The sequence below is a fragment of the Shinella sp. 1A1 genome (assembly GCF_055379515.1).
In genome coordinates this window covers 2,627,901-2,645,612 of the sequence record NZ_AP039671.1, presented here as the reverse complement: position 1 = coordinate 2,645,612, position 17,712 = coordinate 2,627,901, and the positions used below count along the sequence as shown (strand labels likewise).

General features: G+C 65.8%; 15 protein-coding genes. 5 read left to right on the top strand and 10 right to left on the bottom strand.

Features of this window, described 5'->3' with window-relative positions:
* Positions 1 to 99: 99 nt before the first annotated feature.
* On the bottom strand, positions 100 to 873 hold the full coding sequence (locus tag ACZ48C_RS12950; RefSeq protein WP_464781335.1) for an amino acid ABC transporter substrate-binding protein: 774 nt from the start codon (positions 871 to 873) through the stop codon (positions 100 to 102).
* A gap of 284 nt (positions 874 to 1,157) precedes the next feature.
* On the opposite strand from ACZ48C_RS12950, the gene ACZ48C_RS12945 reads away from it, so the two are divergent.
* The gene (locus ACZ48C_RS12945) at positions 1,158 to 2,297 is read left to right on the top strand and encodes a gluconeogenesis factor YvcK family protein (protein ID WP_464781334.1); all 1,140 of its coding nucleotides are present in this window, start codon (positions 1,158 to 1,160) and stop codon (positions 2,295 to 2,297) included.
* On the opposite strand, the gene ACZ48C_RS12940 is transcribed toward ACZ48C_RS12945, so the two are convergent.
* A complete protein-coding gene (locus ACZ48C_RS12940) occupies positions 2,275 to 4,935 on the bottom strand; it encodes a bifunctional diguanylate cyclase/phosphodiesterase (RefSeq protein WP_464781333.1) in 2,661 nt (886 codons plus the stop codon). The genes ACZ48C_RS12945 and ACZ48C_RS12940 overlap by 23 nt on opposite strands.
* Before the next feature lie 141 nt (positions 4,936 to 5,076).
* Positions 5,077 to 6,453, bottom strand: a complete 1,377-nt coding sequence (locus tag ACZ48C_RS12935; protein WP_464782810.1) for an FAD-containing oxidoreductase — start codon at positions 6,451 to 6,453, stop codon at positions 5,077 to 5,079.
* 284 nt (positions 6,454 to 6,737) lie between these two features.
* Between ACZ48C_RS12935 and osmF the strand changes: the two genes are divergently transcribed.
* The 4 genes from osmF to ACZ48C_RS12915 are packed head-to-tail and all read left to right on the top strand — an operon-like array spanning position 6,738 to position 10,534.
* On the top strand, positions 6,738 to 7,649 hold the full coding sequence (gene osmF / locus ACZ48C_RS12930; RefSeq protein WP_318909950.1) for a glycine betaine ABC transporter substrate-binding protein OsmF: 912 nt from the start codon (positions 6,738 to 6,740) through the stop codon (positions 7,647 to 7,649).
* A gap of 49 nt (positions 7,650 to 7,698) precedes the next feature.
* Complete coding sequence (locus tag ACZ48C_RS12925) at positions 7,699 to 8,859, top strand: ABC transporter permease (protein ID WP_464781332.1); 1,161 nt, start codon at positions 7,699 to 7,701, stop codon at positions 8,857 to 8,859.
* The gene (locus tag ACZ48C_RS12920; protein WP_464781331.1) at positions 8,856 to 9,794 is read left to right on the top strand and encodes an ABC transporter ATP-binding protein; all 939 of its coding nucleotides are present in this window, start codon (positions 8,856 to 8,858) and stop codon (positions 9,792 to 9,794) included. Before ACZ48C_RS12925 ends, ACZ48C_RS12920 begins: the two co-directional genes overlap by 4 nt.
* Complete coding sequence (locus tag ACZ48C_RS12915; protein WP_464781330.1) at positions 9,791 to 10,534, top strand: ABC transporter permease; 744 nt, start codon at positions 9,791 to 9,793, stop codon at positions 10,532 to 10,534. Before ACZ48C_RS12920 ends, ACZ48C_RS12915 begins: the two co-directional genes overlap by 4 nt.
* Here the strand turns inward: ACZ48C_RS12915 and ACZ48C_RS12910 are convergent.
* Genes ACZ48C_RS12910 through ACZ48C_RS12880 form a run of 7 tightly spaced genes read right to left on the bottom strand, consistent with a single transcriptional unit; the run spans position 10,531 to position 17,711 of the window.
* Positions 10,531 to 10,848: a Dabb family protein gene (locus ACZ48C_RS12910; RefSeq protein ID WP_242218250.1), complete on the bottom strand. Its 318-nt coding sequence runs from the start codon at positions 10,846 to 10,848 to the stop codon at positions 10,531 to 10,533. The genes ACZ48C_RS12915 and ACZ48C_RS12910 overlap by 4 nt on opposite strands.
* 9 nt (positions 10,849 to 10,857) lie before the next feature.
* Entirely contained in the window at positions 10,858 to 12,513 is a 1,656-nt protein-coding gene (locus tag ACZ48C_RS12905; protein ID WP_464781329.1) for a GMC family oxidoreductase, read from the bottom strand.
* A 23-nt stretch (positions 12,514 to 12,536) separates the two neighbouring features.
* Positions 12,537 to 13,316, bottom strand: coding sequence for a 3-ketoacyl-ACP reductase (locus ACZ48C_RS12900; protein ID WP_464781328.1), 780 nt, complete (start codon positions 13,314 to 13,316; stop codon positions 12,537 to 12,539).
* Complete coding sequence (locus ACZ48C_RS12895) at positions 13,313 to 14,821, bottom strand: GMC oxidoreductase (protein WP_464781327.1); 1,509 nt, start codon at positions 14,819 to 14,821, stop codon at positions 13,313 to 13,315. The genes ACZ48C_RS12900 and ACZ48C_RS12895 overlap by 4 nt, the downstream gene beginning before the upstream one ends.
* A gap of 9 nt (positions 14,822 to 14,830) precedes the next feature.
* Positions 14,831 to 15,946, bottom strand: a complete 1,116-nt coding sequence (locus ACZ48C_RS12890) for an ABC transporter ATP-binding protein (protein ID WP_464781326.1) — start codon at positions 15,944 to 15,946, stop codon at positions 14,831 to 14,833.
* Between the two features lie 5 nt (positions 15,947 to 15,951).
* On the bottom strand, positions 15,952 to 16,833 hold the full coding sequence (locus tag ACZ48C_RS12885) for a carbohydrate ABC transporter permease (protein WP_318909942.1): 882 nt from the start codon (positions 16,831 to 16,833) through the stop codon (positions 15,952 to 15,954).
* A complete protein-coding gene (locus tag ACZ48C_RS12880) occupies positions 16,830 to 17,711 on the bottom strand; it encodes a carbohydrate ABC transporter permease (protein ID WP_119256563.1) in 882 nt (293 codons plus the stop codon). The genes ACZ48C_RS12885 and ACZ48C_RS12880 overlap by 4 nt, the downstream gene beginning before the upstream one ends.
* Position 17,712 lies beyond the last annotated feature (1 nt).

Sequence of the window (17,712 nt, the reverse complement as noted above, 5' to 3'; positions counted from 1 at the left end):
GGCGATCCTCCGAAATGCGGCTGGCCGGGTCATCCCCGGCCAGTTCGTCGGTCTATCTATATGTCAGGAACAGGCCGGCGCGAAGCGGCCGGTCGAAGATTACTTCGAGACGTCCTGGCCGAAATACTTGTCCGAAATCGCCTTGTAGGTGCCGTCGGCCTTGATCTCGGCGAGTGCCTTGTTGATCGCGTCCAGCAGTTCCGGCTCGCCCTTGCGGATGATGATGCCGGAATAGTCGGCGCCTTCCTGTTCGGCGGCGATCTTCACATTGGCGTCGGGCTTGTGCTTCTTGAAGTCGAGGAAGGACAGGCTGTCGTTGATCGTCGCGTCGGCGCGGCCGGTCAGGACGAGCTGGATCGACTGGTCGAAGCCGTCGGTGCCGACGAGCTCGGCGCCGGATCCTTCAGCAAGCTTGCCGAAATTGCTGGTCAGCGACTGGGCGGACTTCTTGCCCTTGAGGTCGGCGAAGCCCTTGATGCTGTCGTCGTTGGCGCGCACGATCAGCACGGCCTTGGAGGCGATATAAGGCTCGGAGAAGTCGTATTTCTGCTTGCGCGCCTCGGTGATGCCGACCTGGTTGATCACGGCGTCGTAGCGGTTGGCGTCGAGGCCGGCGATCAGGCCGTCCCACTTGCCTTCCAGGAATTCGGCCTTCACGCCGAGCTTCTTGGCGACCGCCTCGCCGATCTCGACGTCGAAGCCGACCAGCTTGCCGTTCGTGTCATGGTAGGTGAAGGGGGCGTAGGTGCCTTCGGTGCCGATCTTCAGCGCGCCGGCCGACTGGACGGCGGCGAGGTTTTCACCGGCAAAGGCAGGGGCGAGAGCGGCGGCCTGCAGGGCCGCGGCGGCGGCAAGGGTCTTCAACCAGTTCATCTTGGGGACTCCGTTTCTGGCTCACATGTTCGATGGGCGATCAATCGCAGAAATCCATGAAAAACGATGGGCAGAAAACTGCGATTTATTTGGGCGAATGCAAATATTTTTCTCATCGGCGGCCGCTTACAGGCGGCGCCGGCGGCTTTTGAGCCCTTGCACGATGACAATCGATAGACGGGACGAAGGATGAAAGATCGTCGAGGAAGGGCCGATGAATGCCATTTTCAGCGCGCCGCGGGAGGCTTATACCAAGACGCTGAAATCCAAACGCAGGAGACGGGATGGCCGAGAGCCGCTTGCCGCATATCGTGCTCTTTTCGGGCGGCACCGCCTGCCGCACGACCAATCTGGCGCTTCTTTCCAAGCCGGTGCGGTTGACCCGCATCGTGCCGGCCTGGGATAGCGGCGGCAGTTCGAAGGTGATCCGCGAGAGCCTCGGCGTGCTCGCCGTCGGCGACATCCGCCAGGCGCTGATGACCATGGCGCATGGCGAGGGCCGCGCCGGCGACGTGGTGAAGGTGTGCAATGCGCGCCTGACCAGCGGCGCGCAGGAAGATGCCCGCACGGAATTCGCACTCTATGCCGAAGGCCGCCATCCGCTGCTGGAGCGCATGGAGCCGGGGTTGCGCGGCGCCATCCTCAACTACCTGCGCACCTTCCGCGCGGCGATCGGCAGGGATTTCGATTTCCGCAACGGCAGCATCGGCAATTTCATCCTCACCGGCGCGCATCTCGCGCATAACAGCGACATCAACACCGCCATCTTCGTCTTCCGCAAGCTCTGCGACATTGCCGGCCATGTCTGGCCGTCGACGGCGGAGGGCGGGGTCGACCTTTCCGCCATCCTCAACGACGGCACGCGCATAGAGGGCCAGCACCGGGTGACGGCGCTGGAGGAGGAGGCCGGGCGCACCGGCATCCGCGAGATCACGCTTTCGGCGGCGGGCGGCAGCGTGGCGGCCAACGATGCCGTGCTCGAAAGCCTCGAAAGCGCCGACGCCATCGTCTTCGGGCCGGGCAGCTTCTTCACCAGCGTCTTGCCGCATTTCCATGTCGAGGGCATCGTTCCGACGATCGCCCGCAACGTGCATGCCCGCCGCGTCTTCATCGGCAATATCCTGCAATGCCGGGAGACCCGCGGCTTCGACCTTGCCCGCATGCTCGATATCGCCGGTGCGCTCTGGCAGGCGCGCGGCGGGGCGGATGCACGCCCGTTCACCCATGTGCTGGCGAACCGCCAGCTCCTGCCCTTCGAGAAGACCGTCGGGGCCTTCGCCTATCTCGGCAACGGTGCGTTGGCGGAGACCTGCCTGCGGCTCGGCGCGGAGGCGGTGGTCGAGGAATTCGAGGATCCCTGGCAGCGCGGACAGCACGACGGCCGCACGGTCGCCGACGTCCTCAGCTCGCTCTTGCCGGCGTAGGGTTCGCCGGCATCCAGGCGCGTGCCGTGGCGAAGGCGAGGAAATCGTCGGAGGCCATCGGGCGCGCGAAGGCGTAGCCCTGCAGGATATCGCAGCCGAGGCGGCGCAAGAGTTCGGCATGCTCCATCGTCTCGACGCCTTCCGCGACCGTCTCGATGCCGCGCACCTTGCCGATATCGACGATGGACTGGACGAGGCTCTGCTGCGCGGCCGATTCCAGCAGCGGCTGCACCAGCCGGCGGTCGATCTTCAGCCGCTTGGGCGAGAGTTCGAGGAGGCTGACGATGGAGGCGTGGCCGCTGCCGAAATCGTCGATCTCGATGTCGATGCCGAGCGCCTTGATCTCCTCGATCACCCGCTTGAGCCCGTCGTCCGCGGCATCGAAGGAGATCGATTCCAGCAGCTCGAAGGTCAGCGAGCCGGGGCGGATGTTCATGGCCCTCAGCTTCTCGACCAGCCCGTCGTCGTGCAGGCGCTGGCAGGAGACGTTGACGGAGACGCGCGGGATATCGAGGCCGAGGCCCTCCCAGCGGATGGTCTGGAACAGGGCCTGCTCGAGGATCGCCTCGTCGATCCGCGCCACGACATTGAGGCTTTCGGCGACGGGCAGGAAGACGTCGGGCGGCACGAAGCCGCGCGACGGATGCTCCCAGCGGGCCAGCGCCTCGACGCCGACGATCTCCAGCGTTTCGGCATCGAACTGCGGCTGGAAGAAGGGACGGAACTCCTGGCGCTCCAGGCCGCGCAGGATCTCGTCGCTGAGGCGCTTCACCTCGACGGTGCGCAGGCGCAATTCGTCGTTGAAGGCTTCCACGCGGTTGCGGCCGCGGCGCTTGGCCTCGTAGAGCGCGATGTCGGCATTGACGAGAAGCTGTTCGGCGGATTCCTCCCCGTCGTTGCGCGTGGCGATGCCGATGCTCGCGCCGATGCGGCAATCGTGCCCCTCGATCGCCATGGGCTCGCTGATCGCCTCGATGAGGCGGGCGGAGAGGGTGGGGAAATCGGCTGCGGCCGGATCGCGGTGCGACAGGAGCACGAATTCGTCGCCGCCGATGCGGGCGATGAAGTCCTCGGCAGGCACATGCGCGCGCAGCACGCCGGCCGCCTGTTTCAGCACCTCGTCGCCGGCGGCATGGCCGAGCGTGTCGTTGATGTCCTTGAAGCGGTCGAGGTCGATATGCAGCAGCGTCAGCGGGCGGTTGTCGTCGCCGGCAAGGGCGAGCTGCTGGTCGAGGAAGCGGCGGTTGGGCAGGCGGGTCAGCGCGTCGTGCAGGGAGTTGTGCTCCATGGCGCGGCGGGCGTCCTCCAGCGCGCGGTTCTGCGCCTCGGCCGTCAGCTTGGCCTTCAGCAGCTCGGCCTGCAGCTCGATGTCCTCCGTCACGTCCCAGTTGGCGCCGACGATGCGCTTGGCGCCGGAGGAGGCGCGATAGGTCATGCCATGGGCGCGGATATGGCGGACGCCGCCGTCCTTCGCGAGCACCCGGAATTCGGTGATATAGGGCTGTTCCATCTCGATCGCCGTCGCGAAGGCCCGCTCGGCCTCCTTGAGATCGTCGGGATGGAGCGCCTTGCGCCAGTCCTCGTAGCGACAGACCGGCTGGGAGGGGGGAACGCTGTAGAGTTCGCGCATGCGCTGGTCCCAGGCAAGGACCCCGCTTTCGCAATCGTATTCCCAGACGCCGACGCGCGAGGCGTCGAGCGCGAGCTGCAGGCGCTGCGAGACGGTCTCGAGCCGCTCCTCCCGGTCCTGCAGCGCGATGATGTGGCGGTGGCGGTCCTTCATCAGGTAGCCGACCCAGAACATCGGCGCGACGATGATGACGGCGAGCAGCGCAAGGCCGGCGCGGAAGGCCCCGAGGCTCGCCGAGGGCTGGCGCCAGCCCTTGAGGGGGGCGGCCGAAACCGTCCAGACCTCATGACCGATATCGATGGTCATCACCACCGGCTCCGTATCGACCGGGGCCGGAGTGCTGAAGAAGGTCCGGGCGTCCCCGCCCTCGTGCGACCGGCTGGAGATCGACACGGCAAGGCGCATGTCGTCCTTGAAGCCGCTGCCGGCGAGCAGCTTGTCGAGGTCGATCACGGCGGAGGCGATGCCGAAAAATGCATTGTCCGTGCCGGCATGGATCGGATAGCGCGCGATGACCCCGCGGCCGCCCTGCACGAGATCGACCGGGCCGGTGACGATCAGCCGATCGAGCGCCCGCACCTGCAGCGCGGCGGCGCGCTGGCGCTCGTTCTTGCGGTAGTCGAGGCCGACGCTGCGCTCGTTGCCCTTTTGCGGATAGACGAGCGAGACGACGAAATCCGGCGCGATGGCGAGATTGCGCAGCTCGGTGCCGTCGCGGAAGATGCGGCCGGCAAGGTCGGAGAAGCGCTGCTGCGACATGCCGGGCTCGGTCGAGAAGGTCGCGATGAGGCCCTCGACCAGCTTGACGTTGCCGAGGATGTTGCCGAGGAGCCGGGAGCGCAGCAGGCCGAGCTGTTCGGTGGTGGAGGAGCGCAGATATTCCTCCTCGAGCCGGCGCTTCTGCACGTCGGCGAGGAAGGTGGCGGCGAGCACGGCAAAAGCGACGACGATGGCGGGGATATAATATCCCAGCCCCCGGAAGGAGAAATGCGCATTCCGGTCCGTCATCGCGTCTCGCTCGTCTCCGCGCGCTTGCCCTCTCGCCGGACTTTTACACCCGCCGGTCAGGGACGATGGCAGACGCAACTTAATATTTGCTGACGAGGCGATGCCCGGTTTGCAGGATGCCGGGGCGCCGGGCAGGGCGTTTCAGTCCGCCGGGCGCATCTCGCCGAATACGGTCGGGATCAGTTCCGAGATGGTGGGGTGGATGTGCATGGCGTGGGTGATTGTGGTGTAGGGCTTGCCTGCATACATCACGTCCAGAATGCTTTGCACCGCCTCGTCCCCGCCGGTGCCGAGGATCGAGGCGCCGAGGATTTCCCCGGTGCCGGCATCGGCGATTACCTTCATGAAGCCGAGCGTTTCCCCCTTTTCCTTCGCACGGCCGACGCGTGTCATCGGCCGCGTGCCGACGAGGAGCCTGCGGCCCGTCCCGCGCGCCTCCGTCTCGCTCATGCCTGCGCGGCCGAGCGGCGGATCGATGTAGAGCGCATAGGTCTGGATGCGCTCGCTCACCTTGCGCGGCTCGTTGTCGAGCAGATTGGCGGCGACGATCTCGAAATCGTTGTAGGCCGTGTGGGTGAAGGCCCCGCGGCCGTTGCAGTCACCCATGGCGAAGATGCCCGGCACATTGGTCTCCAACCGGTCGTCGACGATGACGTAGCCGCGTTTGTCGGTCGCCACTCCGGCCGTGTCGAGGCCGAGATCGTCGGTGTTGGGCCGCCGGCCGGTGGCGAGCAGGATATGCGAGCCGATGATCTCGGGCGCCCCTTCCGCGCAGTCGACGCCGACACCGACATCCTTGCCGCTCCTGACGAAGCGGATGCATTCCGCCCCGGTGCGGATGGCGATGCCTTCGCGTTCGAGGATGTCGCGCACGGCGTCGCTGACATCCTCGTCTTCCCGCGAGATCAGCCGCGGTCCCTTTTCGACCACCGTCACCCTGGAGCCGAAGCGGCGGAACATCTGGGCGAATTCCAGCCCGACATAGCTGCCGCCGACGATGACGAGGTGCGCCGGCAGGCGGTCGAGCTCCATCATCGAGGCATTGTCGAGATGCGGCACCTCGCCGACACCCGGAAAGTCCGGCACGACGGCGCGGCCGCCGACATTGAGGAAAATCTGCCCGGCCGAAAGCCGCTCCTCGCCGACGCGGATGGTCTTCGGGCTTTCGAAGCGGGCATGGCCGCGGATGGAGGTGAGGCCCTTCATGCCCGCCAGCCAGTCCTCGTTGGCCTTGCGGGCGTCGAAACGCACCTTGTCCTTGCGCGCCATGACCCTCGCGAAATCCACGGAAACGTCTCCGGTCACCACGCCGTATTCTGCGCCGCGGCGGGCAAGGTGGGCGGCATAGGCGCTCGCTACCATAGCCTTGGTCGGCATGCAGCCGGTGTTGACGCAGGTGCCGCCCACGAGCTTCCGCTCGATGAGCGCCACGGTCCTTCCGGCAGCCGTCAGCCGGCCGGCAAGGGAGGGGCCGGCCTGGCCTGCACCGATGATGATGGCGTCGAATGTGCGCATGATGCCTCTCCATGCAATGCCTGCGGCGCGGGGCTCCACGCGGCGATATGGAAACGAAGCTCGCGCCAGAGTGTTGGATGCTTTCGGCGATTGCAACGTGTTTCTATTGCCAATCGCCGCTCTTCGCGCGATCCTGAAAATGCTTTGGCCGCGCGCGCTTAATCGTGTTCGTGCGGCCTATTTTTTGCGATTGCCTGCCATATATGAAATGCCTTGCCCCGACGGGCCGTTCCAAACGTGGTGAAAATACCATTCCGGATTTCCCGCACAGCACGAAAGGTCATCCCATGCGTCCAGCCGTCAAATTCCTCGGAGCTGCCCTCGCGCTCGGTCTTGCCGCCGGCGCCGCCCAGGCCCAGGTCGTCGTCTCCTCCAAGATCGACACCGAAGGCGGGGTGCTCGGTAACATCATCCTTGCCGTGCTGAATGCCAATGGCATCCAGACCACGGACCGGGTGCAGCTCGGCGCGACGCCGGTCGTGCGCAAGGCGATCATTGCCGGCGAGATCGACATCTATCCGGAATATACCGGCAATGCCGCCTTCTTCTTCGAAAAGGCCGACGACCCGGCCTGGAAGGATGCGACCAAGGCCTACGAGCTTGCCAAGACGCTCGACTTCGACGCCAACAAGATCGTCTGGCTGACGCCGTCGCCGGCCAACAATACCTGGGCGATCGCGTTGCGCAAGGACGTCGCCGAGCCGAACAAGCTGGCGACGCTGACGGATTTCGGCAAATACGTCTCCGGCGGCGGCAAGGTGGTGCTCGCCGCCTCGTCCGAATTCGTCAATTCGGCCGCGGCGCTTCCGGCCTTCCAGACGACCTACAGTTTCACCCTGAAGCCCGATCAGCTCATCACCCTTTCGGGCGGCGACACGGCCGCGACCATCTCGGCCGCCGCCAACCAGACGAACGGCGCCAATGCCGCCATGGTCTACGGCACCGATGGCGGCATCGCCCCGTCCGGCCTCGTCGTGCTCGAGGACGACAAGGGCGTCCAGCCGGTCTACCAGCCGGCGCCGATCATCCGTGAAGCCGTGCTGAAGGACAATCCGCAGATCGAGGACCTCCTGAAGCCGGTCTTCGAGAAGCTCGATCTCGTCACGCTGCAGGACCTGAACGGCCGCGTCCAGGTGGGCGGCGAGCCGGCCAAGGCCGTTGCCGAGGACTTCCTCAAGAAGAACGGCTTCCTGAAATAACCGGCCTTGCCCTTCGCCTTCGTGGCGAGGGGCCTTTCGAAAGGCATTCATGACGTTCAGGATCGACAAGCTCGGCGTGGTGATCGCCGCATTGCTGGCCTACGGCGCCTTTCTGGCGCCCTTCGCCAGTTTCCGGGCCAACCGCATCGTGCCGGGCGAGGGCCGGTCGATCCTCGAGGCGCTTCCCGGCGGGCTCGGGCCCGCGCTCCTCGCCTTCGTCGCCGTTGCCATCGTCATCGTCGTCCTGAAGACGCCAACGGTCCTACGGCTCCTGCTCGGCCTTGCCGCCATTCTGGCGCTCGCCGTCCTGATCGGTCTTTCCGCCGGCCATCTCACGCCGCCGGAAAACAGCTATGCCCGCGTCGCGCCGGCCTCCGGCTTCTGGCTTACTGGCTTTGCCTTCACGCTTCTGGCCGCCGATGCGCTCACCCGGCTGAGGCTGTCGCCCTATGCCCGTATCGCGCTGCTTGCCGCCGTCGTGCTGGCGGCGGCGGCGCTCCTGATGTCCGGCGCCTGGGACGGCCTGTCGCTCATGAAGGAATATGCGAATCGCGCCGATACGTTCTGGCTGGAGGCGGGGCGGCATGTCGCGCTGGCGCTCGGCTCGCTCGCCGCCGCCACGCTCGCCGGCCTGCCGCTCGGCATCCTCTGTCACCGGGTGGAGGCGCTGAGGGCCGGCGTGCTCAATGTGCTGAACATCATCCAGACGATCCCGTCGATTGCGCTTTTCGGCCTGCTGATCGCGCCGTTAGGCTGGATCGCGCTGCATGTGCCGGGGGCTGCGGCCATCGGCATTCGCGGCATTGGCGCCGCGCCCGCCTTCGTCGCGCTGTTCCTCTACTCGCTGCTGCCGGTGGTCGCCAATACGGTGGTCGGCCTTGCCGGCGTGCCGCGCGATGCCGATGACGCCGCGCGCGGTATCGGCATGACGGATCGCCAGCGGCTCTTCGGCGTCGAGCTGCCGCTCGCCTTCCCGGTCATCCTCACCGGCATCCGCATCGTGCTCGTGCAGAATATCGGGCTTGCGACCATCGCCGCCCTCATCGGCGGCGGCGGCTTCGGCGTCTTCGTCTTCCAGGGCATCGGCCAGACGGCGATGGACCTCGTGCTGCTCGGCGCGGCGCCGACCGTCGCGCTCGCTTTCGCCGCCGCCGTCCTGCTCGATGCCGCGACGGAAATCTCCAGCAACAGATCCGGCAGGGCCGCATGATCGAGATCGACAGCATCACCAAGCGCTATGGCGATACGGTCGTCGTCGACAATGCCTCGATGACCATCGCCCCGCATACGATCACCGTCATCGTCGGCACCTCCGGCGCCGGCAAGACGACGCTGATGCGCATGATCAACCGCCTCGTCGAGCCGAGCTCTGGCGAAATCCGCATCGACGGCGCGCCCAACACCGCCATTCCCGGCTACGAGCTGCGCCGCCGCATCGGCTACGCCATCCAGGGCCACGGTCTCTTCCCGCACCGCACGGTTGCTGAGAACATCGCCACCGTGCCGTCGCTGCTCGGCTGGGAGAGGGCGCGCATCGACGCCAAGGTCGAGGAGCTGCTGTCGCTCTTCCAGCTCGATCCCGCCGCCTTCGGCCCGCGCTATCCGCATGAGCTCTCGGGCGGCCAGCAACAGCGCGTCGGCGTCGCCCGGGCGCTTGCCGCCGAGCCGAACATCCTCCTGATGGACGAACCCTTCGGCGCGCTCGACCCTGTCATCCGCGCCAAGGCGCAGGACGACCTGCTGGCGATCCAGAAACATTTCGGCACGACCATCGTGCTCGTCACGCACGACATGGGAGAGGCGTTCCATCTGGCGGACAAGATCGCCGTGATGGACGAGGGGCGGATCGTGCAATATGCCAGACCCGCGGAAATGCTGGTGAAGCCCGCCTCCGGTTTCGTGGAGACGCTGATCGGCGCGGGTGAGCGGCCCTTCCGGTTGCTGTCCATCGGCACGGTGGGCGACGCCGTGGAAAGCGGCAGTGCCGAAGGCGAGCCGCTTGCGGCCGGGACGAGCCAGCGCGATGCCCTGTCCGCTCTGCTCTGGTCCGGCCGGGAGGCGTTGCCCGTCGCCGGGCCCGATGGCGCGCCCATCGGCCGCGTCACGCTTGCCGGCCTTGCCCGCCGTGCCGCGAGGCCGGAATGAGGCGCCTGCTGCCCAATCTGCTGCGTTTCGCGGTGCTTGTCGTGCTGGTCACGTTCCTCGTGCAGCCGGCGCTCTTCGAGCCGCTGCTGAAACCGCTGGTGCAGGCCAATGCGCCGGCGGTCTACAATCAGGGCAGCCTCCTGTCGCTGACGCTGTCGCATCTCGCCACGGTCTTCCTAGCCACCTTCGCCGCGACCGTCGTCGCCGTCGGCCTTGCCATCCTCGTCACGCGGCCGATCGGCGCGGAATTCCTGCCGCTCTCGCGCAGCCTCGTGAATATCGGCCAGACCTTTCCGCCGGTCGCCGTGCTGGCGCTGGCCGTGCCCGTCGTCGGCTTCGGCGAGAAGCCGACGCTGATCGCGCTCTTCCTCTACGGCCTCCTGCCGATCTTCGAGAATGCCATGACCGGCCTTTCCACCCTGCCGCCCGCCATCATGGAGGCGGCGCGCGGCACGGGCATGACGACATGGCAGCGGCTGACCAAGGTTGAACTGCCGCTTGCCCTGCCGGTCATTCTCGCCGGCATCCGTCTTTCGGTGACGATCAGCCTCGCGACGGCCACCATCGGCTCGACGGTGGCGGCGCGCACGCTCGGCGAGGTCATCATCGCCGGCCTGCAATCCAACAATCTCGCCTTCGTGCTGCAGGGCGGCCTCGTGGTCGCGGTGCTGGCGGTGCTGATCTACGATGCCTTTTCCGCGCTCGAGCGCGTTCTTTCGCGCCGGGTAGGCCGGGTCTAATCGTCGGTTTCGAGATCGTAGACGAGGATGCCGGCAATGCCGCCTTCAGCGGCGGCGACGAGCCGGGCGCCGGTCTCCCTGTGCTCCGGGTCTTCCAGATAGGCGTCACGCGAAAAACTGTCGGCGAAGTCGACGATGAAGCCGTCGCTGAAGCCCTTGTCCATGCCCGTTTCCGGGCTGACATTGGTGCCGATATGCACGGCGACCATGCCCGGCAGACGATCCTTCAGGGCGTCGATCTCGTTGAAGAGTTCGGTCTTGTAGGCGACGGAGATGGTCGGCTTGAAGCGGATGAAGACGCAGTGGCGGATCATGGCAAACCCCTATCGGATATCGGCGCGGGCACGCGGGCGCGTGTCGTTGCGCTCATATGAAAAGACCTGCGCCGGCAATGCCGGCAGGCCGCGGATGATGTCGGCGCCCTTCTCGCCCACCATGATGGTCGGCGCATTGGTGTTGCAGGAAGGAACGCGCGGCATGACGGAACTGTCGCAGACGCGCAAACCTTCAAGCCCGTGCACCTTGAGATCGAGGCCGACGACCGCATCCGCGCCCGTACCCATCTTGCAGGTGCCGACCGGGTGGTGGTCCGTCTTGGCGTTGGCGCAGCCGTATTCGAACAGGTCCTCGTCGGTGGCGAATTTCGGTCCGGGCAGGCGCTCGGCCATGACATAGGGTTTTAGCGCGGCCTGTTGCATGATTTCGCGGGCGATCTTCAGCCCCTCGATCGACATCTTCCGGTCGTGCGGGTCTTCCCAGTAGTTGGGGTCGATCAGCGGCGCGGCCGAGGGATCGGCGGAGGCGAGGCGCACCGTGCCCTTCGAGCGGGGGTGGAGATAGGCGGAGTTCAGGGTCACGCCGGCATTCTTCAGCCGCTCCACGCCCGCCTCGATGCCGGAGCCGAGGCCGAGGTGGAACTGGATATCCGGCGAGCGGGCCTGCGGGTCGGCATACCAGAAGCCGCCCGTCTCGAAGAGCGAGGAGGCGACGGGGCCGGAGCGGAAGAGCACATATTGCAGGCCGGCCCAGAGCGTGCGGTGCAGCTTCGCGACGCCGTCATAGGTGTGGTCGCCGGTGCATTCGCAGATGACGAAGAGGTCGAGATGGTCCTGCATGTTCGAGCCGACGCCCGGCAGGTCGTGCTTCACCTCGACGCCGACGGATCGCAGATGATCGGCCGGGCCGATACCGGATTGCTGCAGCAGCTTGGGCGAGCCGATGGCGCCCGACGTGACGAGCACCTCGCGCTCCGCCCGGATCGTCTCGACGCTATTGCCCGTCACAACCTCGACGCCGACGGCGCGGGTTCCCTCCAGCACGATGCGGGCCACGCGGGCGCCGGTGCGGATGGTGAGGTTCTTCCGATCCCTGATCGGCGAAAGATAGGAAAGGGAGGCGGAGGAGCGGCGGCGGTTGCGCTGGGTGAGCTGGTAGAAGCCGACGCCGGCCTGCTGGCTTCCGTTGAAATCGTGGTTGTAGGGAATGCCGAGTTCCTGGCCGGCGCGGATATAGGCGTCGCAGATCGGCAGGGCCGAGACGGGCATGGAAACGCCGAGCGGTCCGCCATAGGAATGGTAGTCGTCGGCGAAGCGCTGGTTATCCTCGGCGCGCTTGAAATAGGGCAGGATCTCCCGGTAGCTCCAGCCCTCGCAGCCGTCCTCGTTGGCCCAGAGATCATAGTCCGCCGCGTTGCCACGGGTATAGAGCTGGGCGTTGATCGAGGAGCCGCCGCCGATGACCTTGGCCTGCGTATAACGCAGCACGCGGCCCTTCATGTGCTTCTGCGGCACGGTTTCCCAACCCCAGCTCGCCACCCCCTTCGTCATCTTGGCAAAGCCCGCAGGCATGTGGAACAGCGGATTCCAGTCTCCGCCGCCGGCTTCCAGCAGCAGCACGCGGACATCAGGGTCTTCCGAGAGCCGGTTCGCCAGCACGCAGCCGGCGGGTCCCGCGCCGGTGATGATATAGTCATAGGTCATGCTCTGTCCTCAGAATGCGCGGCCTAGAGCCGCCCGATGGCGAGGCCGCCGTCGAGATTGATCACCGAGCCGGTGGCGAAGGCGAACTTGCCGGCGGCGAGCGCCGCCGCGGCGTTGCCGATATCGTCAGGCTCGCCCCAGCGTTTCATCGGCACGAGGCCGCTTTCGATGAGCGCGTCGTATTTCGCCGAGACGCCGGCGGTCATCTCGGAGCGAATGATGCCGGGGCGGATCTCGAAGACGGAGATGCCGGTTTCCGCGAGCCGCAGCGCCAGCCCCTGGCTGAAGGCGGCAAGGCCCGCCTTGGTCATGCAGTAGTCGAGCCGTTCGGGCGAGGTGAGGCCAGCCGAAATAGAGGTGATGTTGATGATGGAGCGCGGGCCGGCCGCCTGTTTCGAATGCAGCATCGCCTTCAGCACGGCCTGGGTGAAGAAGACCGTGCCGCGCAGGTTCGTCGCGACGATGGTGTCGAAATTGTCGGGCGCGAGATCGAGGAAATCGCCGCGCACGACGGAGGCGATGCCGGCATTGTTGACGAGGCAGCCGATGGCGCCGAGCCGGTCTTCGATGCTTGCTACTGTCGCCGCATGGCCGGAAACGTCGGCAAGGTCGCCTTTCAGGTAGATCGCCCGGGCGCCGAGCGCGCCAAGTTCGGCCAGCATGGCGTCGGTCGCGGCATCCGCCTCGCCGATGCCGGTAATGGCGATATCGAAGCCTTCGGCGGCAAGGGCCCTGGCGATGCCGAGGCCGATGCCGCGGCGGCCGCCGGTGACGATGGCGACGGGGCGGGGTGCGGTCGTCATGCGGCAAGGTCCCTCGATTGGATGTGGTTCGCCACCCGCAGTGCCTGCGCGGCGACCGTCAGCGCGGGGTTCACCGCGGCCGAGGTCGGCAGATAGGAGGCGTCGACCACGAAGAGGTTCGGATGGTCATGGGCGCGGCACCAGATGTCGAGCGGCGCGTCCGCCGGATCGCTGCCGATGCGCACGGTGCCGCATTGATGCGAGGGCGTGCGTTTGTCGAAGGCGCGGGCGAGAACGATGGGGAAGCCCGCCTTCTTCAACGCGCCTTTCAGTTTCGTCACGAGGTCGAGATGGGCCTGCCAGTTGGTGCGGGTCCATTTCATGACGATGCGGTCGCGGTCGACCATGATGCGGCTTTCGGGATGCGGCAGGTCCTCGCTCATCGCGTAGAAATCGATGGCGCGGCCTGCCACCTGCTCCAGCAGCCATTCCGGCATGGAGGGCATGTTGGCCTTCAGGATCTTTCCCGAGACGCGGCCGAGAAGCTGTACATTGCCGAGCGGCGGGCCGCCGTTGCCGTCCGAGAGGTAGTAGTCGTTGAACCCGAAGCTCTTCTGGTAGATGGAGTCGTTGCGGTAGAAGGGCGAGAGGCCGATCACGGCGCTCGAATTGTGGTTCATGAAGTTGCGGCCGACCTGGTCGGAACTGTTGGCAAGCCCCTTCGGGAAGGCCTCCGAGGCAGAGCGCAGCAACAGCACGGCCGATTGCACCGCGCCGGCCGAAAGGATCACCAGCTTCGGCGAAAGGCTTTCCGCCGTGTCGCCACGCTTGTAGTGCACGGTCGAGATGGTGCGGCCATGCGGAGCGGTGGCAAGCCGTGTCACCCGGCAATTGGTGCGCAGCTCGACATTCGGATGTTTCAGCGCTTCGGCAAGCGCCGTGCTTTCCGCATCCATCTTGCCGTCGTTGCAGTTCGGATGCGCATCCCACGGCGTCTTCGCCTTGGCGAGCCAGCGGTCGATATCGACGCCGAGCGGCAAGGAATAGGGATGTAGCCCGTTAGCCTTCATCTTCGCGCGGACCCTCGCGATGGCCGGCTCGTCCGGCACGGGCGAGAAGGGGTAGGGGGCGGAATGATGCGGTTCGGTCGGGTCTTCGCCGAGCGTGCCGCGCACGTTGTAGAGCTTTTCCGCGGCCGAATACCACGGCTCCAGCTCCTCATAGGGGAAGGGCCAGGCGGGGGAGACGCCCTCGCGGTGGCGCATCTCCTCGAAATCTTCCTTCCGGTAGCGCACCAGAACGGCGCCGTAGAACTTCGAATTGCCGCCGACATTGTAGTAGTTGCCGGGGTTGAAGGCGGTGCCGTCGGCCTCGTACCACATCTCCTTCGGGCGGAAATGGCCGCGCTGGAAGATCGCGCGCTGGTCGCGGTTCTCCGGGCGGTCGGGCAGGTGGTCGCCCGCCTCGAGGATGACGATCCTTGCGCCCGTCGGGGCGAGTGCGGCGGCCATGGTGGAGCCGCCGATGCCCGATCCGATGATGACGATGTCCGGCTGCGTGGTCATGGAAAGTTCTCAGGCGATGCGAAGCTGGCTGGCGGGGTCGAAGAACACGGCCTTGTCGAGATTGAAGGCAAGGCGCGCGGTCTGGCCGGCGGATATCCGCACGTCGGCGCGCAGCCGCGCGACGATCTCCTTGCCGCCGAGCTGGGTCACGGCGAAGGTGTCGGCGCCGGCCGGCTCCACCACTTCGATCAGGCAGTCGCCCTCGGCCACGGTGCGGGCATTGCGGTCCGCGCCGTCAGGGTCGGTCAGCGCTTCCGGGCGGATGCCGAAGATGATTTCCTTGCCGCCATAGGCCGAAAGGCTGGCCGGGGCATTCGGCACCGAGAGCACCAGCGGCTCGGCCTGATGGCGGGCGAGCGAGACGGCAAGGCCGGAGTCGTTGTTCTCGACCTTGCCCTTGAGCAGGTTCATCGCGGGTGAACCCATGAAGTCGGCGACGAAGGTGTTGGCCGGGTTGTTGTAGATTTCCGCCGGCGTGCCGAACTGTTGCAGCACACCGTCCTTCAGCACCGCGATCTTGGTGGCGAGCGTCATCGCCTCGATCTGATCGTGCGTCACGTAGACGATGGTGGTCTTCATGCGGTGGTGCAGGCGCTTGATTTCCGTGCGCATGTCGACGCGCAGCTTGGCGTCGAGGTTCGACAGCGGCTCGTCGAACAGGAAGAGCTTCGGGTCGCGCACTAGCGCCCGGCCCATGGCGACGCGCTGGCGCTGGCCGCCCGAGAGCTGGCCGGGCTTGCGGTCGAGCAGATGGCCGATCTGCAGCATGTCGGCGACCTGCTTGATCGCCTTGTCGCGCTCTTCCTTCGGAACGCCGCGGATTTCCATGCCGAAGGCGATGTTCCCGGCCACCGTCATGTTCGGGTAGAGCGCATAGGACTGGAACACCATGGCGATGTCGCGCTTGGACGGATGCAGGCCCGCGACCGAGCGCCCGTCGATGGCGATGTCGCCCGAGGAGATCGGCTCGAGGCCCGCGATGGTGTTGAGCAGCGTGGACTTGCCGCAGCCGGAGGGGCCGACGAGCACGAGGAAGCCGCCCTGCTCGATCTCCAGGTTGATGTCCTTCAGGATTTCCAGCGCACCGTAGGACTTGCGCAGATTGCTGATCTTGAGGAACGACATGAGCGTTATCCTTTCACGGCGCCGGACATCAGGCCGCGCACGAAATAGCGTCCGGAGACGATGTAGACGATGAGGGTGGGCAGGGCCGCGAGGATCGCGCCGGCAAAGTGCACGTTGTATTCCTTCACGCCCGTCGAGGAGGAGACGAGGTTGTTGAGCGCCACCGTCATCGGCGTCGTGTCCGCGCCGGAGAAGGAGGCGCCGAACAGGAAGTCGTTCCAGATATTGGTGAACTGCCAGATGACCGAGACGACGATGATCGGACCGGAGGAGGGCAGCAGGATGCGGTAGAAGATCTGGAAGAAGCTCGCTCCGTCGATCTGTGCCGCGCGCACCAGCTCGGTCGGGAAGTTCTCATAGTAGTTGCGGAAATAGAGCGTCGTGAAGCCGAGGCCGTAGATGATGTGCACGAAGGTGAGGCCCCAGATCGAGCCGGCCAGCCCGATCATCCCGAGAATGCGCGCCATCGGGATGAGCACGATCTGGAACGGGATGAAGCAGGAGAGCAGCAAGAGGCCGAAGAAGACGTTCGAGCCCCTGAACTGCCACTTGGTCAGCACGTAGCCGTTCAGCGCACCGATGATCGTGGAGATCGCGACGGCCGGCACGACCATCAGGATCGAGTTGATGAAGAACGGGCGAAGACCCGTCGGCTGCACGCCGATCTGCGCCGTCGACCAGGCGGAGATCCAGGGTTCGATCGTCCATTGCTGCGGCAGGTTCAGCATGCCGCCCTGGCGGATTTCCTCCAGCGGCTTCAGCGAGTTCACCAGCATCACATAGAGCGGCAGCAGGTAGTAGAACGCGAAGAGGATGAGTGCGGTGTAGATGAGGGCACGCGTCAGCTTGCCGTGGGTGATGATGTTGTCGGGGCTGGGAGCGCTCATCGGCCTTTGCCTCCGCGGATTTCGGAATAGAGATAGGGGATGATGATCGAGAAGATCATGACCAGCATGATGATCGCCGAGGAAGCGCCGATGCCCATCTGGTTGCGGGTGAAGGTGTAGGAATACATGAAGGTCGCCGGCAGTTCGGTCGCCTGTCCCGGCCCGCCGCCGGTCAGCGCCACGACGAGGTCGTAGGCCTTGATGGCGAGGTGGGCGAGCACGACGAAGGCGGAGAGGAAGACGGGGCGCATTAGCGGGATGATGATGCGGCGGTAGATGGTGCCCGTCGTCGCGCCGTCGATCTGCGCGGCCTTGATGATCTCGTTGTCGACGCCGCGCAGGCCGGCGAGGAACATCGCCATGACGAAGCCGGAGGACTGCCAGACGGCGGCGATCACCACGCAGTAGATGGCGTAGTTGCGGTCCTTGATCCAGTTGAAGGCGAAGCTTTCCCAGCCCCACAGATGCATGGTGTTCTCAAGGCCGATGCCGGGATCGAGGAACCATTTCCAGGCGGTGCCCGTCACGATGAAGGACAGCGCCATCGGGTAGAGGTAGATCGGCCTGAGGATGCCCTCTGCCCGGATCTTCTGGTCGAGCAGGATGGCGAGCGCCAGGCCCAGCACCGAGCAGATGACGATGTAGAGCGAGGCGAAGATCGCAAGGTTGGAGATCGCCCGCCACCAGTGCGGCAGCGCCCAGAGCTTGGAATAGTTGCTCAGTCCCACGAAATTGTAGGAGGGCAGCATCTTGCTGTCCGTCAGCGACAGGAAGCCCGTATAGGCGATGAAGCCGTAGACGAAGACGAGCACGATGAGGAAACTGGGTGCCAGCACGAGCTTCGGCAGAAGCTCCTGCAGCCGGCTTCGGCTATCCATG